An 18,179-nucleotide genomic window follows, 5' to 3' on the forward strand; every position below is an offset into this window, starting at 1 on the left:
AATTCAAATTTAAAAAACTGTGGATAAACAGGGAGGCGACATTCGGTGTCGCTGTTTAGTGTGCGTTTGGTCGGAATTTCTCCAAATCTTTCTTTGGTGCTGCTGTGAATTCATCAACTGGCATTTCAAAGAAGAAATCTCTTGCTTCTTCATATGAGCAATTCAGCCAGTCATTACGTCGATCCCTTGGTATCACAATGATAGAGCGCTTCTCATCTTCGGGTGCGTGAAACTGCTTCATGAAAGGATGGTCGTCTGAGTTGATTGTCAGCATTGACATTGACCTGATTTCTTCACCATTAACCTTTGCATACTCATAGATGCCAGCAACTGTAAAAGGCATATCATCTTCTCTGTAGATTCCATACCAATGAGCCTTGCCGTCAATATATTTCGGCTCAAAGATTGTTTCGACAGGAATTAAGCAAAACTGGTTTTTCTTCCAGGCATTCCTAAAGCTTGGCTTTGTTGCCACTGTCTCGGTTCTGGCATTGTATGTATTGCGAACTTTCTTTAAATCTTCAACCCATGGTGCAACAAGTCCGAATCTAGCCAATCGCCATTCAATGTCGCCTTTCTTTGAGAAAAGGATAGGCCCTGCGTAATTCGGGTATATATCTGTCTTATAGTCAAACGTAGGCTCAAGCAGATCTAATAGATGAACTCTGTCTTTAGATATTGGTTCATAGTTGGCGCACATTTTTATTCCATTGTTATTGTCCGTGATTGCCTTTATATTACTACCTAGAATGTACCGACAAAGTTTAAAAGCTTGTCGGTTTTGTTGTTTTTGTTCCTGTGGATAAATCTACGTTTACGCCATTATCTCGCCAAATATAGTTAAATGTTTGTTATTTATTATTTTATATAAGATGGTTAAAATAGGGGATAAACTTACAAACAGAGCAGTTCTGCCTGCTTCAATTCTGGATAGAGCAGCAAAGAAAAATAAATTATAAGCAAGCACACCCGTCAATCCCATCAAGATCGCATAGACATGTTGTTGTACCGAAAGATTGGGAAATCCTCCTGTACTTTTCCACAAGATCAAGACCAGTAAGATCGCAGCAAAGCTAAAGCGTAATAATGCAGATAAGTTTGGAGAGAGTTCCGCAGCAACAATGCGTCCTGCGATGAAGGTACCACCCCACATCATGGCAACACAGATCAGCTTAAAATAAACAGTGGAGCTCGAAAGAGAAATGGCTAAATGACGCATGAAATTTTTAATCAATATAGAATTGAATCAAATCGTAAAACTAATTTATTTTTATAGTAAAATGAGCTTTTACTCATGAATGTATCATGATGACGCTGACCCAACTCGAAATATTTTCAAAGCTGGCAGAACTAAAAAATTTCACCCATACCGCACAACAGTTGAATATTTCACAGTCTGCGATTTCGCATGCACTTAAAGCGTTGGAAAAGAAGTGGGAAACTCAACTGTTTTATCGAAATAATAATGAAGTTGAGCTGACTGCTACGGGGCAACGTTTGCTACCTTATGTGAATGAAATTTTGAGTGTTTCTAAGATTATTCATCAAGAAGTGATGGATCTTAAAGGTCTAAAAGCGGGAACTTTAAGGATTGGGTCTTTTGGCGCATCATCTTCCAATGTGCTGATTCCATTGATTTTAAAACAGTTTGCGCGGCAATACCCTGATGTTGAGGTGTTGATGCTAGAAGGAACGGATAAAGAAGTATTGCAATGGATAGATGAACGCAAAGTTGATCTTGGCTTTGTGGTACTCCCTGAACCCCGCTTTGATAGTTTTGCTTTGTTGGAGGATATTTTTGTTGCTTTATTGCCTAAGGATTTAGAGATCGCACAAAAGCCAGCAGTGCAATTGCAAGAGCTGATTGACCATCCTTTTATCCTGACCAGTGCGGGGAGTCAAAACCATGTCATGGAGCTATTTAAGGCTGCACAACTCACACCGCAGATTAAGTATAACTTGTCGCAAATCTTGTCGATTTTAAATATGGTCAATCACAGTGCTGGTGTTTCGATCGTGGCGGATTTAGCCCTAGACAAAAATATTCTTCAGCTATATCCCAATGTGGTAAAACGGCCATTATCTCCCAATATCAAACGCTCAATAGGACTCGCGGTAAAAAATAAGCAACAGATGACACCGATTGCAAAAGCCTTTGTTGAGATTGCCATGCAGCTCTAAGTTTGGGTCAATATGGTAAAACTTGCTTAATTGTTCATAAAAAGGCTAGAAAAACAGACAAAAGTTATCAATTACACAAAATACTTCTATAATAGCGCCCATCAATACTAAGGTCAGTGTTTAGATAGAGTCATAAGACGACCTTAGCCACAGTTTTTTAAGTCCATTTGTGATCCACGATTCGGCTTATAGATTAATATTTTCAATCTTATGTACTTGCAACACATAAGAATATTTAGGTGCTCGCATGGAAATCAAGGTTAATTATCTCGACAATCTTCGCCAAGAAGCGAAGTTTGATGACTTTACGGTAATCGCCGATCAGCCGATTCGTTATAAAGGCGATGGTTCTGCACCCGGGCCATTTGATTATTTCCTTGCTTCATCTGCGTTATGTGCAGCTTACTTTGTCAAAGTGTATTGTGCTGCGCGTGATATTCCAACGGACAACATTCGTTTATCACAAAACAATATTGTTGATCCTGAAAACCGCTACAAACAGATTTTTAAGATTCAGGTTGAATTACCAGCTGATATTTCTGAAAAAGACCGTCAAGGCATCTTACGTTCAATCGATCGTTGTACAGTTAAGAAAGTGATTCAAACCGGTCCAGAGTTTATCATTGAAGAAGTTGAAAGTATTGATGCGGATGCACAAGCCTTATTGATGCCGAGCCTTGCCTCTGAAAGCAGTACCTATATTGCAGGTAAAGACCTGCCATTAGAAGAGACCATTGCCAATATGTCAGGGATTCTGGCAGGTCTAGGCATGAAGATTGAAATCGCATCTTGGCGCAATATCGTACCGAATGTCTGGTCCTTGCATATCCGAGATGCACAATCACCAATGTGCTTTACCAATGGTAAAGGCTCAACCAAAGAAAGTGCTTTGGCATCGGCTTTAGGTGAATTCATTGAGCGTTTAAACTGTAACTTCTTCTATAACGATCAGTTCTGGGGTGAGGACATTGCCAATGCAGAATTTGTGCATTATCCAGATGAAAAATGGTTTAAACCCGGTCCAAAAGGCGAGTTACCAAAAGAAATTTTGGATGAATATTGTCTAGAAATTTATAACCCAGATGATGAATTACTCGGTACGCATTTATATGACACCAACTCAGGGAATACGGAACGTGGTATTTGTTCATTGCCATTCATACGTCAATCAGATGATGAAATTGTCTATTTCCCATCGAATCTGATTGAGAACTTATATCTCAGTAATGGTATGAGTGCGGGCAATACCTTGGCAGAAGCTCAAGTGCAATGCTTATCAGAAATTTTTGAACGTGCGGTTAAGCGTGAAATTCTGGAAGGTGAAATTGCATTGCCAGACGTACCGCAAGAGGTATTGGCGAAATACCCAAGTATTGTGGCAGGTATCCAAGGCTTGGAAGAACAAGGCTTCCCAGTCCTTGTCAAAGATGCATCATTGGGCGGTCAATTCCCTGTGATGTGTGTGACTTTAATGAACCCACGTACAGGCGGTGTATTTGCCTCATTTGGTGCACACCCAAGCTTGGAAGTGGCATTAGAGCGTAGTTTGACTGAATTGTTGCAAGGTCGTAGTTTTGAAGGTTTAAACGATTTACCGCAACCGACATTCCAAAGCAATGCAGTCACGGAACCAAACAACTTTGTTGAGCACTTTATTGATTCAAGTGGCTTGGTCTCTTGGCGTTTCTTTAGTGCCAAATCGGATTATGACTTTGTCGAGTGGGATTTCACCAATGAAGGTGAAAACTCGAATGCCGAAGAAGCAGCAGAGTTGTTTGGTATTCTTGAAGAAATGGGTAAAGAAGTCTACATGGCGGTGTATGAGCACTTGGGTGCAACCGCATGTCGTATCTTGGTGCCTGATTATTCTGAAATTTATTTGGTTGAAGACCTGATTTGGGACAATACCAATCGAGCGATCTTATTCCGTGAAGACATTCTCAATCTACATCGTTTAGATGACGAACAATTGGAAGCCTTGGTTGAGCGTTTAGAAGAATGCGAACTGGATGATTACACTGAGATCACCACCTTGATTGGGATTGAGTTTGATGACAATACGGTCTGGGGACAATTAACCCTGCTTGAGTTAAAACTGTTGATCTATCTTGCTTTAGAGCAGTTTGAAGAAGCGAAAGAGTTGGTTGAGACTTTCTTGCAATACAATACCAACACGGTAGAACGTGGTTTGTTCTATCAATGCATGAATGTGGTGTTAGAAGTCTTACTCGATGATGAAATGGAGCTTGAAGACTACGAAACCAATTTCCGTCGTATGTTTGGCAATGAGCGTATGGATGCTGTCGTTGGTTCTGTTGAAGGCACAGTCCGTTTCTATGGCCTGACCCCAACTAGTATGAAACTGGAAGGGCTTGATCGTCATTTACGTTTAATTGACAGCTATAAGAAATTGCATAAAGCACGTGCTAAGGCTGTTGGCTTAAATGGCTAAAACACAATAAGTACTGCTTTAAAAAGTGCATGTTGATCATGCACTTTTTTATTAATGTTAATGCTTAAAAAAATTGAAACTTAAGTCAAAATAAGCTTGACCTTACCATTATGGCAACCTTTATAGTGTGTCTATCTTCTTAAATAATTGAATGGAGTTTTACGATGGAATTTCATGTCGAAAATATGACCTGTGGTGGTTGTGCACGTGGTGTAACTCGTGCAATTCAAGCGCTAGATGCCAATGCAAAAGTGATTACTGATCCGCCTAACCGCAGTGTTAAAGTTGAAACCACAGCCTCACAGCAACAAGTGGTCGAGGCTTTATCTGAAGCAGGTTTTCCACCTCGTTAATCTGTTTATGAATAAAAAGCGGCTTAAATAGCCGCTTTTTTGTATCAATAGAATGGATAAAAAATAAAAGGCGATCATAAGATCGCCTTTTATTCTGTTTTACTTGCGCCCAGTAAGTGGGGAAAGCGAGAGCAAATCATTATGATGATGGATGTCCTTCATTTCATGACTTGGTTCTTTTAAGCCTTCGAGAATCGGACAGTCGGGACGATTGTCACCCGCACAGCAATCAACTAAGTTCTGAAGTGTTTGCGCCATTTGCTGTAAGTCTTGGATACGTTGTTCTAACTTATGAATATGTGCCTGAGCCAGTTGTTTTACATCGGCACTTTGCCGATTGCGATTATTCCATAAATCCAGTAAGTCGGTGATCTCCGTAACCGAAAAACCCAGCTCACGACTGCGTTTGATAAATTTCAAGCGCTCTACGTCATTCTCTGAATAAGAACGGTAGCCTGCATTGCTGCGTCCTGCCACAGGAATCAAACCAATCTGCTCGTAGTAACGAATCATCTTGGCAGTTACACCTGAAGCTTGAGAAACTTTACCTATATTCATAAGATCCTCCATTAGCCTTTATGCACAGACGGCGGTTGGAAACGACGTAAACGTAGGGCATTACCAAGTACAAATACACTTGAAAGTGCCATTGCACCAGCGGCAAAAATTGGTGACATCAAGATGCCATAAGCAGGGTATAACACACCCGCAGCCACTGGAATCAATAGGGTGTTGTAGGCAAAGGCCCAGAACAAGTTTTGGTGAATATTGCCAATCGTTGCTTTAGACAAAGCAATTGCATTGGCAACACCTTGTAGGTTCCCAGACATCAGCACCACATCCGCAGATTCAATCGCAACGTCTGTACCTGTGCCAATTGCGAGGCCGACATCTGCTTGAGCCAGTGCTGGTGCATCATTGATCCCATCGCCTACAAAGGCAATATTGCCATATTTTGCTTTTAGTTCTTGCACTGCATTAACTTTACCTTCTGGTAGTACTTCGGCAATGACTTCATCAATTCCAAGTTGTTTGGCAATGGCATGTGCGGTACGGGCATTGTCACCTGTAATCATCGCTACTTTTAAACCCAACTGATGTAAGGCTTGAATGGCAGCAGGAGTTGTCTCTTTAATTGGATCGGCAACCGCAATAATCCCTGCCAAAGCGCCATCAATTGCCACATAGAGTGGAGATTTTCCTTCATCACCCAAACGCTGTGCTGTATGGGAAAATGGGGTGATATCCAGACCAAGTTGAATCATATAGCGGTCTGCACCGATATAGATATTTTTGCTTTCATTTACAGTGGCATTGACACCCATCCCTGTGACTGAGTCAAATCGATCGACCTTGGGCAGAACTAATCCTTCTTTTTTAGCCGCATCTACAATCGCTTTGGCAATGGGATGCTCAGAAAGTGATTCCACTGCGGCAACGAGGCTGAGTACATCATTAGGTTCAAAGTTTGATGTCACCTCAAAATCAGTCAGTACTGGATGGCCTTCAGTCAAGGTCCCTGTTTTATCAACGGCAACCACTTGAGCATCTTTTAACAGTTGTAGTGCTTCACCTTTGCGGAACAGGACACCAAGTTCTGCACCACGTCCAGTACCAACCATAATCGAGGTGGGGGTTGCTAGACCCATGGCACATGGACAGGCAATAATGAGTACGGCTACTGCATTGACCAGTGCAAAAGTTAAAGCAGGTGATGGGCCGAAAACTAGCCATACGAGGAAGGTGAGCAAAGCGGCAATCATCACTGCGGGAACAAACCATAAGGTCACTTTATCGACCACCGCTTGGATTGGCATTTTAGAGCCTTGCGCCTGCTCGACCAGACGAATAATCTGTGCAAGCATGGTGTCGCCACCGACAGCGACGGCTTTAAAACTTAAAGTTCCGTTCTGGTTAATGGTTCCACCCACCACTTGGCTGCCAATATTTTTCTCAACAGGAATTGGTTCACCTGTGATCATCGATTCATCGACAAAGCTTTGGCCTTCAATGACTTCACCATCGACAGGGATTCTTTCGCCTGGTTTTACAATCACGAAATCACCTGCAAGCACTTGCTCGATTGGAATATCGATAACTTGATTATTCCGAGAAACATGCGCAACTTTTGCCTGTAAGCTGACTAAGCGTTGAATGGCTTCAGAGGTACGTCCTTTGGCTTTGGCCTCAAGAAAACGACCGAGTAGGATCAAGGCCACAATCACAGCTGCTGCTTCGTAATATACATTCACTGTTCCAGCAGGCAGTAGCTTTGGTGCAAAGGTTGCAACCAATGAAAATAGGTAAGCCGCTAATGTACCGACCGCAACCAGAGAGTTCATATCGGGTGCTAAACGGACTAAAGCGGGTAGACCTTTGAGATAAAAGCGACGACCCGGAATAATCAGCACTAGAGTGGTCAAAACGAATTGTAAATACCAACTTTTTTGCATGCCAATGCTTTGCTCAATCAGATGATGAACACCCGGAATCAAGTGTGAGCCCATTTCCAAGATAAACACGGGTAAGGCTAGAAGAGTGGCAATAATCAGGTCACGTTTGAGTTCAGCTCGTTCATGATCTTTTTTCTCAAGTTGTTCACTTTGGTCTGGAATGGATGCCTGAATTTCTTTGGCATCGTAACCCGCTTTATCAATTGCAGCGATTAAGCTTTCAATGCTGGCTGTACCAGTTACCGTGGCACGTTCAGTAGCTAAATTGACGTTGGCCGTTTTTACACCATTAACCGCATTCAATGCTTTTTCGACACGACTAACACATGAAGCGCAGGTCATGCCTTCAATCGACAATTCAACTTTGTTTGCTGGGACGTCATAACCTGTTTGTTCTATGGCTTGAATCAGCACTTGTCGGTCTACGGGCTTTGCAAGTGTGATATCTGCACGCTCTGTGGCTAGATTCACTGATGCCGATTGTACGCCGTCAACTTTTTTGAGTGCTGCTTCAACGCGTCCAACACAACTTGCGCAAGTCATGCCTTCGACTTGAAGGCTGACATTCATATTATTAGGCGATGTTTTTGTTTGCGTTTCCATAAGTTATACCTATAGAGATAATCCGATTGCTTTCAGCATAGACCTTAACATTATGGGAAGGTCAAGCGGATTTATCAAATTTTAGGATTTTATGCAAACGGAGTGGGAGCACGCTCATGGATTGTCCTTTATCTCATTTAAGGGCAATCCAAATGCGGAATGATTTAATGAGGGAATTTAAACAGCTATTTTTTTGGCTTGATTGTTTATCTGAGCTTGCGCCTGTGCTGATTTTTGTACTTGAGTATAATTTTCCAAATCAAAATGGCGGGTACGCTGACGATATTCCAATGTGAAGCCTGGCCAATTATTGGTATTTTTTCCCGTCGCGGTTTGGTACCAGCTAGTACAGCCTTGAGACCACATGGTTGACTTCATGCGCTCCTGAATTTCTTGATTAAACTGTACTTGAATTTCAGTTTTCAGATCAGTGAAGGATAAATTATTTTGGATATGGGTGTGAATTGCATCCAGAATATAGTTCACCTGACTTTCAATCATATAAACGATTGAGTTATGCCCAAGATTGGTATTTGGACCATAGAGCATAAAGAAATTAGGGAAACCGCTTACGGTCAAGCCTAAATATGCTTCTGCGCCATCGACCCATTGTTGTTTGAGTGTCTTGCCATTGAGTCCAGTAATTTGCATGGGTGCCATAAACTCAGTTGCCGCAAAACCTGTTCCATAGATAATGGTATCCACTTCACGGTGTTTGCCATCTTTATCGACAATACCAGTTTCAGTAACTTCCAGGATTGCGGTATTGATCACCTCGACATTTGGACGAACCAGACTACGGTACCAATGATTGGAAATCAAAATACGTTTGCAGCCAATCGGGTAGTCGGGCATCAGACGGTGGCGGAAATGTGGGTCTTTGATTTCCTCACGAATATGGCGTTGAAAAATATATTCTGCCAAAGGAATCTCATTCAGCGTGGCAGTAAAGCTCTTGAGGCGAATCTCGTTATAGCTATATTGAAATACGCGATCAAGACTTTGCAAAATTGGAAGTTTTTTAAAAACTTTTCGTTCCAATGTTGAATAAATACGGTCTGGTTTAGGAATAACATAAGGTGCGGAACGTTGATAGATATCTAAATGAGCCACTTGCTTAGCGATCTCTGGGACAAATTGAATCGCACTGGCACCAGTACCAATCACAGCTACACGTTTATTATTTAAGTCGTAGTCATGCTCCCAACGTGCTGAATGAAAAGCTTTTCCTTTGAAACGATCCAAACCTTTAATGTTCGGGTACGCGGGGCGGTTGAGTTGACCCACCGCAGCAATCAGAAATTCTGCCTCAAATTTTTCCCCAGTTAAACTCTGAATCTGCCAAACACCCAGCGTTGCATCAAAATCAGCGCTGGCAATCTCAGTATTAAACTGGATATGTGGGTAAAGTTGATATTTTTCCGTGCAATGTTTTAAGTACTGATGAATTTCCTGCGATGAACCATAGCGGTTTTTCCAGCCAAGGTCTTGCTCAAAAGAAAATGAATATAAGTGAGAAGGAACATCACAAGCAGCACCTGGATAGGTATTGTCACGCCAGACACCACCGACATCATTGGCTTTTTCAAATAGGGTAAACTGTTCAAATCCAGCAAGTTTGAGCTGAATGGCTAGCCCTAATCCTCCAAATCCTGTTCCAATAATAGCGATACGAATATTTTTATTTGAAGATAATTGTTGTTTGAACATAACGGGCTCAAGTGTAAAGTAACATGTATTGTATGCAGAATAATCGTTTCATACATTGATTTAGAGGATGGATCAGGACAAAATATTGTGATTAGAGGACATTGAGAAAATAGGTTTGAACTACTTATGGTCATATCAACGTAGTATTCATAGTGTTCGTCTCATGGCAGATTATGCGGCTGAACTGGGTATGAGTCATACAGAGATCCTCAAGGGGATCGGTCTGGAGCAGCAACAGTTGCTTGATCCAAATATGTTGGTAACTGGGCAACAGGAATTACAGCTCATCGCTAACCTAGTCGAGACATTTAGTCACAGACCATTGCTTGGCTTAGAGGTTGGTCAGCGTTATCACTTTACCGCCTTTGGTTCTCTCGGCTTAGGCTTGATCAGTAGTGCGAATATTCGTGAAGCCTTGAACTTTGCTTTGACCTATTTTCCTTTATCCTTTGCCTTTAGTCAGTTTGTGGTATCAGAACCACCCGAGACCAATAGTATTCGAATTGATATAGAGGTAGATGAGGGAATTCCTCAAACATTACGGCAATTCATTATTGAGCGAGATATTGCTGCCCTAATAACAGTCCAACACGACTTAATACGGGAGAATCTCTGCCAACAAGTAGCATTTGACTTTCAGCCTAGTGGAGAACGACAGCCTTATCATGAATTATTCGGGGTAGCGCCTGAATTTGGTGGATCGAAAAGCTTTATTATCTTAAATGCAGAAAAAATAGATCAAAAGCTGAGTATGGCAAATGAACTGGTGCTACATTCAGCTGAGCAACAATGCCGAGAAATACTGAATAAGCGGCAATCTCAAAAAAAATATACCGATCACGTTCAGCATATCCTTATGAATAGCAAAGGGGAAATTCCAGCGATGGAAGAGGTAGCAGATCGTTTATATCTAAACTCCCGTACTTTACGCCGTTATTTGGCACAAGAACAAACAACGTTTATTAAAATCAGGGAGGAAGCCCGAAAAATGATGGCAAATTCCTATTTGTCTTCAACACAAACTTCAATTGAGCAAATTTCTGAATGGTTAGGCTATGCGGAACCCGCCAGTTTTATTCATGCTTATAAACGCTGGTATGGCAAAACGCCACATGCAAGCCGATTAAAAAATAAAGTGTAGAAAATAACGATTCAGTGGCATATAAAAGATAGATGAAAGGGAATAGCTGTTCATCTTGATTCCACAGTGGGCAGATGCCAGGAAGATAGAAAGGTAGCAGGTATGCTTTTAGAACACGACTTAAGTCCATCCGAGTTTAGTCTTTTTTCAGAAATACTATGGAAATTAGGTTCAGGAAAAGGACATGAGTGTTTACGTGAAACAGTTTTGGTGGATATCGCGACTTTATTAAGGGCCGATTTTGCTGCTTCTTATATTTGGGATGCAAAACAGCATCTATCCAAACAAGGCATTATGTGGCAAATCGATCCCAAAGCAATCCTAGAATATGACCGTATTTGGCAGCATGATGACCCGATTACGTCTCGGCTGCGGGAACGCCAACAAGCCACTTTTGTTAATGAAATCATTTCGATATCAGAACTAAAAAAAACGGATTATTACAATGAGTTTCTACGCCCTTATGGCCTGTATCATGGTTTAAATATCTATTTTGTTCGGGATGGGATAGATATTGGCGATTTGCGTATTTGGCGTGCCAAAGACTCGATTATGTTTAGTGAACGAGAGAAAAGGATCTTAAATCTACTCGAACCTTATATGACCCAAGCCTTACCCATAGATTTATCGATCCAATACTTTTTAACCCCACGGGAGCAAGAAGTGGTCATGTTAGTGAGCAAGGGATTGAGTGATAAGTATGTTGCCAATTTACTGGATATCAGCTTTACCACGGTAAGGACGCATTTAAAAAATGCCATGAAAAAAATGGGTTGTCATAATCGTACTGAAATGGCTGCATTGATGCATGCTTAATGGTCTCCTCAATTTTGAGGATATCTAACAGACTGAAAACGGTACAAATTGTAAACATTACTACTTAAATGGATTTTAAGTCAAAATGTTAAATATCAAAGAAAAAGTATTTTTAAATCAAGGTATTCATCTTGATAAAGCAACAATCAAGGAAATTACAGCATTGGTTGCTGCGCGAAAAGTTTCTTGTGAACAATTGCTAGATCACTATTTTGAAAAGATTGATGCACAACAATCCCTGAATGCTTTTATCAGTCTTGATTATGCTGCAGCGCTTCAACAGGCTCAATTTTGGGATCAATCAATTGCAGACGGAAAACCTTGTCCTGCATTAATCGGGGTATTGCTGGCAGTTAAAGATAATATTCATGTTGCTGGTTTTAGCAATACGGCGGGAACACCTGCTTTAACAGGATTCAGACCGAAAACAACAGCACCCGTGATCCAAGCCTTGATTGATCAAGGTGCGATTGTTGTGGGTAAAGCCAATATGCATGAGCTGGCATTTGGCGTGACAGGTTATAACACTGCAATGCATATTGATGGTGTGATTGGCACTCGTAATGCGGTTAATCCTTTACATATTGCAGGCGGTTCTTCTTCGGGAAGTGCAGTCGCGGTTGCTGCAGGCATGGTGCCGATTGCAATCGGGACTGATACAGGTGCATCGGTCAGGCTACCTAGTGTATTGAATGGCTGTGTTGGTTTTCGCCCAACAGTTGGACGCTATGCTCAAGAGAGTATTACGCCAATCTCTCATACACGAGATACCGCAGGCCCAATGGCACATTCGGTATCTGATATCATCTTGATTGATCAATTGATTACTCAACAACAAATCCCAGCTCGGATATCGATGCAACCCATCAGGTTGGGCGTATGTGCATATTTTTGGGATAATCTGGATGAAGAGGTTCAGCAGCAGGCTGATCAGGCACTGCAACTTTTAAAAAATGCAGGGATTGAAATCATCAGTGTAGAAATGCCTGAGTTAGAGCAGCTGAATCATCGTATTTCATTTCCTGTAGTGATCTACGAAGGCAAATATGATCTGATTGAATATTTAAAGAAACATGAAATTGGAATAGATATAGACGCTATTGTGGAGCAAATTTCAAGCCCAGATGTACAGCAGCTATTTAAGCAGAATATTTTGCCTGAATTGATTGTAGATGAAACGGGTCAGACTGTGGCGGTCGAACTTTTATATCAGGATGCGATCACAACGGCGCGACCACAGTTGCTTTTACACTATGAGAAAACTTTTAATCAACATCAACTCAATGCTTTAATTTTTCCAACCTCAGCCATTGTTGCGCCACTGGCGAATGAGCAAGTGAGTTCAATTGAAAATTTTCAAAGGCTGATTCGCAATACCGATCCAGGGAGTAATATTGGCTTACCAGGGTTGAGCTTACCGATTGGATGTGGCACAAAATCAAAATTACCTGTCGGATTAGAAATAGATGGTTTACCAAATACAGATCATGACATTCTTGCGATTGGGCAAGTACTAGAACAGATTTTTAGCAGTTTAAATCATCGCTAAAATAACTTCGGTCTTAGAGCAAAGCCTGTTTCATTGAAAATGGGCTTTACCTGTTATTTGAAATAAGCACCGATATCGTTCTGATTAGATCAATAAGAACAGAGGATACAAATTGAAATGGCAAATCCGTATGTGCAAATCTAGTATTAAGCCTACTTTATAAGAGTTGGCTTAAGTTTATTTTATGTTTTTAAAGAAAATTTTAGGTGTTTGTATTTTAACTAGCATGTTCGCAATCAGTGGTTGTCAAAAAAACGAGCAACATTCCAAAGAAAAAATTGAAGATGTCAGTCAATCTGGTTTAAGACTCGATGCAGCACAGGTGATGACGCATTTACATGCATTTGAACAAATTGCCAAACAGCATGGTGGCAATCGTGCTGTAGGTACGCAAGGTGGTTTGGCAAGTGCAGATTATATTTTAGATCAAGCCAAAAAAGCAGGCTTTAGTACAGAGCTTCAGAGTTTTGAAAATCGGGAAAAAACCAAAGGCAAGAATATTATTGTGGAGATTCCCGGAGAATCGACTCAAAGCATGATTTTACTTGGAGCACATTATGACTCGGTCAAAATGGGGCCTGGCATCAATGATAATGCTTCAGGTGTCGCCTTATTGCTCGATTTGATGGCACAAATATCTACTCAAAAAATTAAGCCCAAGCACACCATTCATCTGGCATTTTGGGATTCGGAAGAAGAGGGGATTGCTGGTTCTCAAGCTTATGTGGAAAAACTGACTGCCGAGCAATTAAAAGCCATTAAAGCCTATATCAATGTGGATATGGTCGGCACTAAAGATCCTGAAATCCTGATTGCAGATGGTGATAAATCATCTATAGATGACATGGAAAAAATGTTAAAAGAGCGTGGCATGCAAGAACAAGACTATAAGCCTTTACTTGATGGTTTACGTGGTATCCCAAGTCATAGCGGTGACGTCGCATTAGAGAATACGCTCAAAGCATTTTTTAAAGCAAAAAATCTAGAAATTAAAGAAGATGTTGCAACCTTAACCGCAAGTGATACAGCTCCATTCTTAGGTAAAGTTCCAGTGACCTCTGTCATCTTGTTTAATGAGCAAATGAAAGGAGATGAGCTTGAGTTCGCACCGTGTTATCACAAAGCATGTGACACGATTGAGCAGGTTGATCCAAAGTCTTTGCAATTGGCGGGTGATGCTGTGATTCATTTATTAAAATCTTTAGATCAAGATTAATATCCAATTAAAGAGTCATTTATATTTGATCAACAGTTGTATTCGTTGGCATTGATAGAAATGACAAAATTGTCATTTTCAGGTCATGTTGCTGTTGGGCTGCCTGTTCTATCTTATAGAGAGTTAAGAGAGAACAGGTAAATAGAAATGAAAGCATTGGTTAAACTTATCCTGATCGTATCATTTGCATCAACAGCAAGTCTAAGCTACGCAGATGGTGGTTTAATGTTCCTAGAGAAAAATAAGGAACGTAATACTGTTATACAAGGTAATGATGGTCAGACGCCATCAAAGTAATACAGAATTTCAATAGCAGGATCATAATGCTCAAGGCTGAGTTTTATGATCCTTTATCCTATGGGCTACTTAAGTTAGCCACCTTTACCGATTTATTTATGGAAAATAATCCGAAAAACGATATTTTCACCCTCAATAAATACATCAATTTCCGCATCGTGAATTTCGATAATCGACTTAGTAATCGCTAATCCTAAACCTGTACCATCTTCAACCTTGTGTCTAGACGAATCTAAACGATAGAAGCGATCGAAAAAACGTGAAAGTTGCAAAGGTGTGAGTGTCTGCATTTCAGCTGGAACTTTATTCTTGATCAGAATCACTGAATTTTGAGCATCTTCACTTAACTGGATTTGCAAAATAGAATCAGCTTCGCCATATTTAATTGCATTGGAGATCAAATTATTAAAGGCTCGACGGATCATTGCTGGTTCAGCTTCAATATGTGCCTGACCTGATTGCTCTAAATGAATGTTCTTATCTGAAGCAAATGCTTCAAAATATTCAAATAGGATCTTCATTTCTTGCGCTAAATCAATATTTTTTTTACTTTTTAACGCCAGATTATGATCCGATTTAGCTAGAAACAACATATCTGAAATCATTTTTGCTAAGTGTTCGTATTCTTCCAAATTTGAAAAGAGTACATCTTGGTATTGTTCAATTGTTCTTGGCTTAGTTAAAGAAACTTGGGTTTGCATCATCAAATTATTGATCGGTGTTCGGATCTCATGGGCCAAATCGCTTGAGAATGCAGAAAGCTTATCTACCGAAATTTCTAAGCGATCCAGCATGTCGTTGAATGCTGTGGCTAATGGTGCAAGTTCAATCGGGATGTTTTTCAGATCAAGACGATTTGATAAATTATTTGCAGATATATTTTCTGAAAGTCTTGCCATGTTTCGAATTGGACCTAAACCTTGCCAAGTTGCTAACCAGCCTAAAAACATCAGGCCAATCACACCGAGTAGACCAATCATGAGCAATTGCCGTTTAAAAGAGTGTAAGAAGTAGAAGTTATCGGTGACTTCAATTGCAGCAATGATTTGCATGTTTTGATTGGTTTCGCCATAGCGAAGAACCTTATTGACCATGATGCCTTGATAACTCTGATCCTTATTCTTCCAATTAATCCATTGCCCATTTTTAGTTTGAATTAATTGGCTGAGATCGGCGTGGTTATTTTTTTTGTTATAAATGGTCTGACCATTGGCTAGTTTGATTTGGATCACCAGATTATCATGCCCAATCAAGGCCTCATCTAATCCATCTTTAAAATTAGTTGGTTTCTGTTGGAATAAGTTTTCGATCAGCTGAATTTTACCTTCAATTTCTTTTTGATTTTGTTGATAAAAATAATTAACCACATGCTGATTGACGAATATTCCCATAATGACCAAGATCAGAATCGTGAATAAAGTGGAAATAAAACTGATTCTAAAGCCAATAGAACGAAATAATTTATTGCTCATCTTCGATCTCTAAGACATAGCCCATGCCCCGAATGTTTCTAATCAGCTTAGGGCTAAAATCGGTATCAATTTTATTTCTGAGCCTGCGAATCGCGACTTCAACCACATTGGTATCACTATCAAAATTAATATCCCAAACCAAAGCCGCGATTAGTGATTTTGGTAAAACTTCACCTTGTCTACGCATAAACAGTTCAAGTAAGGAAAATTCTTTAGCTGTCAGATCAATTCGTTGGCCAGAGCGGACGACACGACGTTTAATCAAATCGAGATGCAAATCAGCGATAGAGTAAAAAGTTTGTTCCTCTTTAATCTGACCGCGTTTTAACAGGGTTTTGATACGTGCTAATAATTCAGCGAATGCAAAGGGTTTAATCAGGAAGTCATCGGCACCTAATTCTAAACCTTTAACACGATCTTCAATTTGATCTCTGGCTGTCAGAAATAGTACAGGTAGAAAGGTATTCACTTTGCGAATTTCTGTGATGATTTTCCAGCCATCCAGTTTTGGAAGCATGACATCTAGAATAATCAGGTCATATTGTTCGGTAACAGCATGATGCAGACCTGAAATGCCATCTTGGCTCCAATCTGTCACATAGCCTGCTTCTGTTAAGCCTTTTTGGAGATAATCACCTGTTTTTTGTTCATCTTCAACAAGAAGTATTCGCATGCTTTCATCGAGCCCATAGTTTTATCGTGTCATTTTAGCGTCAAAGATAATCAGATATTTATAAATGACAAAATTGTAATATTGCGGTCAGCTTCCTGACTTTATTGATGCTAAGGTCATTTTAACGAAGCTACTTTGAAATTTTTTGTTTTATCCAATAGTCCAAACTGAAATAACGGCCACCACCCAATACGATTAAAGCCAACAACATGATCAGATAAGTAACAGCAAACTCAATTCCATTATTTAAAATCACAAAAGAGCCACTGGATGTTAGCCAGTCATAGTTGCCATAGTTTTCTAGAATTCCCCGAGCTGCTTCCAGTTTTTCAGCAGAGGCAAGTACTTGTGCATTGGCAAAGGGTGCATTGGGATCGGCAATCGCTTGCCAGCCGTTTGGAAGATGTACTGTAAAAATGGCGACGAGCATGGTAACGATCAATGGAATACTAATCCAACGTGTCAAAAGGCCGAGCGTTAAAAGCACAGCCCCAGCAAGTTCCGTCGAGGTTGCCAGTGCTGCCATGATATGTGGAAAGGGTAAACCCAAGCCCCAATCACTATTACCAAACCATTCCACCGTATCTTGAAAATGCATTAGTTTATTTGTACCAGCCATCCAAAAGATTGGAACGAGATAACAACGTAAGGCAAGTGCCGCGATCCCATCCGCATGTTTGAGTGCTGAGCAGATGTTTTGATAGTGCTGGTTAAGCGAATACAAAAAGTTCTTCATGATAATTTCACACCGAATAGGATTGAATGATCATTAGTCGGGTGAGAATTCCGTTTCTTACATAAATTTTTTTTATTTGCACTGTAATAAATCGAGATTTACGCCGTCTAACTTTATGTACCTTTGTACAAACCGAGCATTTACCTTAAAAGGAATAGAAAAATGAGCAAACTTAATTCAATGACTTCAGTTGCAGCGTTATTAGCACTCTCTGTTGCTGGCGTAACCCAAGTGACTGTTGCAGCAACGACAACGACGACAGAGGCCCATGCAAGCAAAGCTGCTGATGGAAAATGTGGTGAAGCGAAATGTGGCGCCAATAAAGCCAAACAACAGCAAAAATCTGCTGAAGCCAAATGCGGTGCAGCAAAAAAAGCAGCGGACGCGAAGTGTGGTGCAGCCAAGAAAGCTGCTGATGCGAAATGCGGTGCAGATAAAAAAGTCGCTGATGGCAAGTGTGGGGCTAAATAGTCCATTCAATCCTAAGTGATGTCGGTTTAGAACCTAGATCGGCATCTTTTAAATCA

General features: G+C 40.6%; 16 protein-coding genes and 1 pseudogene. 9 read left to right on the top strand and 8 right to left on the bottom strand.

What is annotated here, in order from left to right:
• Positions 1 to 55: 55 nt before the first annotated feature.
• Entirely contained in the window at positions 56 to 700 is a 645-nt protein-coding gene (locus tag F3J02_RS01675) for an SOS response-associated peptidase (protein WP_167247068.1), read from the bottom strand.
• Between the two features lie 168 nt (positions 701 to 868).
• Positions 869 to 1,219 (bottom strand): annotated as a pseudogene (locus F3J02_RS01680) (EamA family transporter); the annotation flags it as partial.
• A gap of 89 nt (positions 1,220 to 1,308) precedes the next feature.
• On the opposite strand from F3J02_RS01680, the gene F3J02_RS01685 reads away from it, so the two are divergent.
• From F3J02_RS01685 to F3J02_RS01695, 3 genes are all read left to right on the top strand, one after another.
• A complete protein-coding gene (locus F3J02_RS01685) occupies positions 1,309 to 2,181 on the top strand; it encodes a LysR family transcriptional regulator (protein WP_167247843.1) in 873 nt (290 codons plus the stop codon).
• Between the two features lie 247 nt (positions 2,182 to 2,428).
• Positions 2,429 to 4,633: an OsmC domain/YcaO domain-containing protein gene (locus tag F3J02_RS01690; protein WP_167247070.1), complete on the top strand. Its 2,205-nt coding sequence runs from the start codon at positions 2,429 to 2,431 to the stop codon at positions 4,631 to 4,633.
• A 164-nt stretch (positions 4,634 to 4,797) separates the two neighbouring features.
• A complete protein-coding gene (locus tag F3J02_RS01695; RefSeq protein WP_167247072.1) occupies positions 4,798 to 4,986 on the top strand; it encodes a heavy-metal-associated domain-containing protein in 189 nt (62 codons plus the stop codon).
• Between the two features lie 99 nt (positions 4,987 to 5,085).
• Here the strand turns inward: F3J02_RS01695 and cueR are convergent, their stop codons facing one another.
• From cueR to F3J02_RS01710, 3 genes are all read right to left on the bottom strand, one after another.
• Positions 5,086 to 5,544 carry a Cu(I)-responsive transcriptional regulator gene (cueR, locus tag F3J02_RS01700; protein ID WP_167247074.1) on the bottom strand — a complete coding sequence of 153 codons (459 nt, stop codon included), beginning with the start codon at positions 5,542 to 5,544 and terminating at the stop codon, positions 5,086 to 5,088.
• An 11-nt stretch (positions 5,545 to 5,555) separates the two neighbouring features.
• Positions 5,556 to 8,042, bottom strand: coding sequence for a heavy metal translocating P-type ATPase (locus F3J02_RS01705; RefSeq protein ID WP_167247076.1), 2,487 nt, complete (start codon positions 8,040 to 8,042; stop codon positions 5,556 to 5,558).
• Between the two features lie 177 nt (positions 8,043 to 8,219).
• Positions 8,220 to 9,752 carry a flavin-containing monooxygenase gene (locus F3J02_RS01710; RefSeq protein WP_167247078.1) on the bottom strand — a complete coding sequence of 511 codons (1,533 nt, stop codon included), beginning with the start codon at positions 9,750 to 9,752 and terminating at the stop codon, positions 8,220 to 8,222.
• 115 nt (positions 9,753 to 9,867) lie between these two features.
• Between F3J02_RS01710 and F3J02_RS01715 the strand changes: the two genes are divergently transcribed.
• From F3J02_RS01715 to F3J02_RS01735, 5 genes are all read left to right on the top strand, one after another.
• Positions 9,868 to 10,893 (top strand): AraC family transcriptional regulator, encoded by a 1,026-nt coding sequence (locus F3J02_RS01715; RefSeq protein ID WP_167247079.1) that lies wholly within the window; start codon positions 9,868 to 9,870, stop codon positions 10,891 to 10,893.
• 102 nt (positions 10,894 to 10,995) lie between these two features.
• Complete coding sequence (locus F3J02_RS01720; RefSeq protein WP_167247081.1) at positions 10,996 to 11,709, top strand: response regulator transcription factor; 714 nt, start codon at positions 10,996 to 10,998, stop codon at positions 11,707 to 11,709.
• A gap of 85 nt (positions 11,710 to 11,794) precedes the next feature.
• Complete coding sequence (iaaH, locus tag F3J02_RS01725) at positions 11,795 to 13,258, top strand: indoleacetamide hydrolase (RefSeq protein ID WP_167247083.1); 1,464 nt, start codon at positions 11,795 to 11,797, stop codon at positions 13,256 to 13,258.
• 184 nt (positions 13,259 to 13,442) lie between these two features.
• Positions 13,443 to 14,474 (top strand): M20/M25/M40 family metallo-hydrolase, encoded by a 1,032-nt coding sequence (locus F3J02_RS01730; RefSeq protein WP_167247085.1) that lies wholly within the window; start codon positions 13,443 to 13,445, stop codon positions 14,472 to 14,474.
• Between the two features lie 147 nt (positions 14,475 to 14,621).
• Positions 14,622 to 14,771 carry a hypothetical protein gene (locus F3J02_RS01735; protein WP_005188339.1) on the top strand — a complete coding sequence of 50 codons (150 nt, stop codon included), beginning with the start codon at positions 14,622 to 14,624 and terminating at the stop codon, positions 14,769 to 14,771.
• A gap of 92 nt (positions 14,772 to 14,863) precedes the next feature.
• Here F3J02_RS01735 and F3J02_RS01740 read toward each other — a convergent pair whose 3' ends face one another.
• The 3 genes from F3J02_RS01740 to F3J02_RS01750 form a co-directional block, all read right to left on the bottom strand.
• Complete coding sequence (locus F3J02_RS01740) at positions 14,864 to 16,243, bottom strand: heavy metal sensor histidine kinase (RefSeq protein ID WP_167247087.1); 1,380 nt, start codon at positions 16,241 to 16,243, stop codon at positions 14,864 to 14,866.
• The gene (locus F3J02_RS01745) at positions 16,233 to 16,916 is read right to left on the bottom strand and encodes a heavy metal response regulator transcription factor (protein WP_167247089.1); all 684 of its coding nucleotides are present in this window, start codon (positions 16,914 to 16,916) and stop codon (positions 16,233 to 16,235) included. Before F3J02_RS01745 ends, F3J02_RS01740 begins: the two co-directional genes overlap by 11 nt.
• Before the next feature lie 130 nt (positions 16,917 to 17,046).
• Positions 17,047 to 17,652, bottom strand: a complete 606-nt coding sequence (locus F3J02_RS01750) for a DoxX family protein (protein WP_167247091.1) — start codon at positions 17,650 to 17,652, stop codon at positions 17,047 to 17,049.
• Between the two features lie 162 nt (positions 17,653 to 17,814).
• Here F3J02_RS01750 and F3J02_RS01755 point away from each other — a divergent pair, with 162 nt between their 5' ends.
• The gene (locus tag F3J02_RS01755) at positions 17,815 to 18,123 is read left to right on the top strand and encodes a hypothetical protein (RefSeq protein WP_005188347.1); all 309 of its coding nucleotides are present in this window, start codon (positions 17,815 to 17,817) and stop codon (positions 18,121 to 18,123) included.
• Positions 18,124 to 18,179: the final 56 nt, after the last annotated feature.

The sequence above is a fragment of the Acinetobacter sp. Tr-809 genome (genome assembly GCF_011753255.1).
Taxonomy (GTDB): Bacteria; Pseudomonadota; Gammaproteobacteria; order Pseudomonadales; family Moraxellaceae; genus Acinetobacter.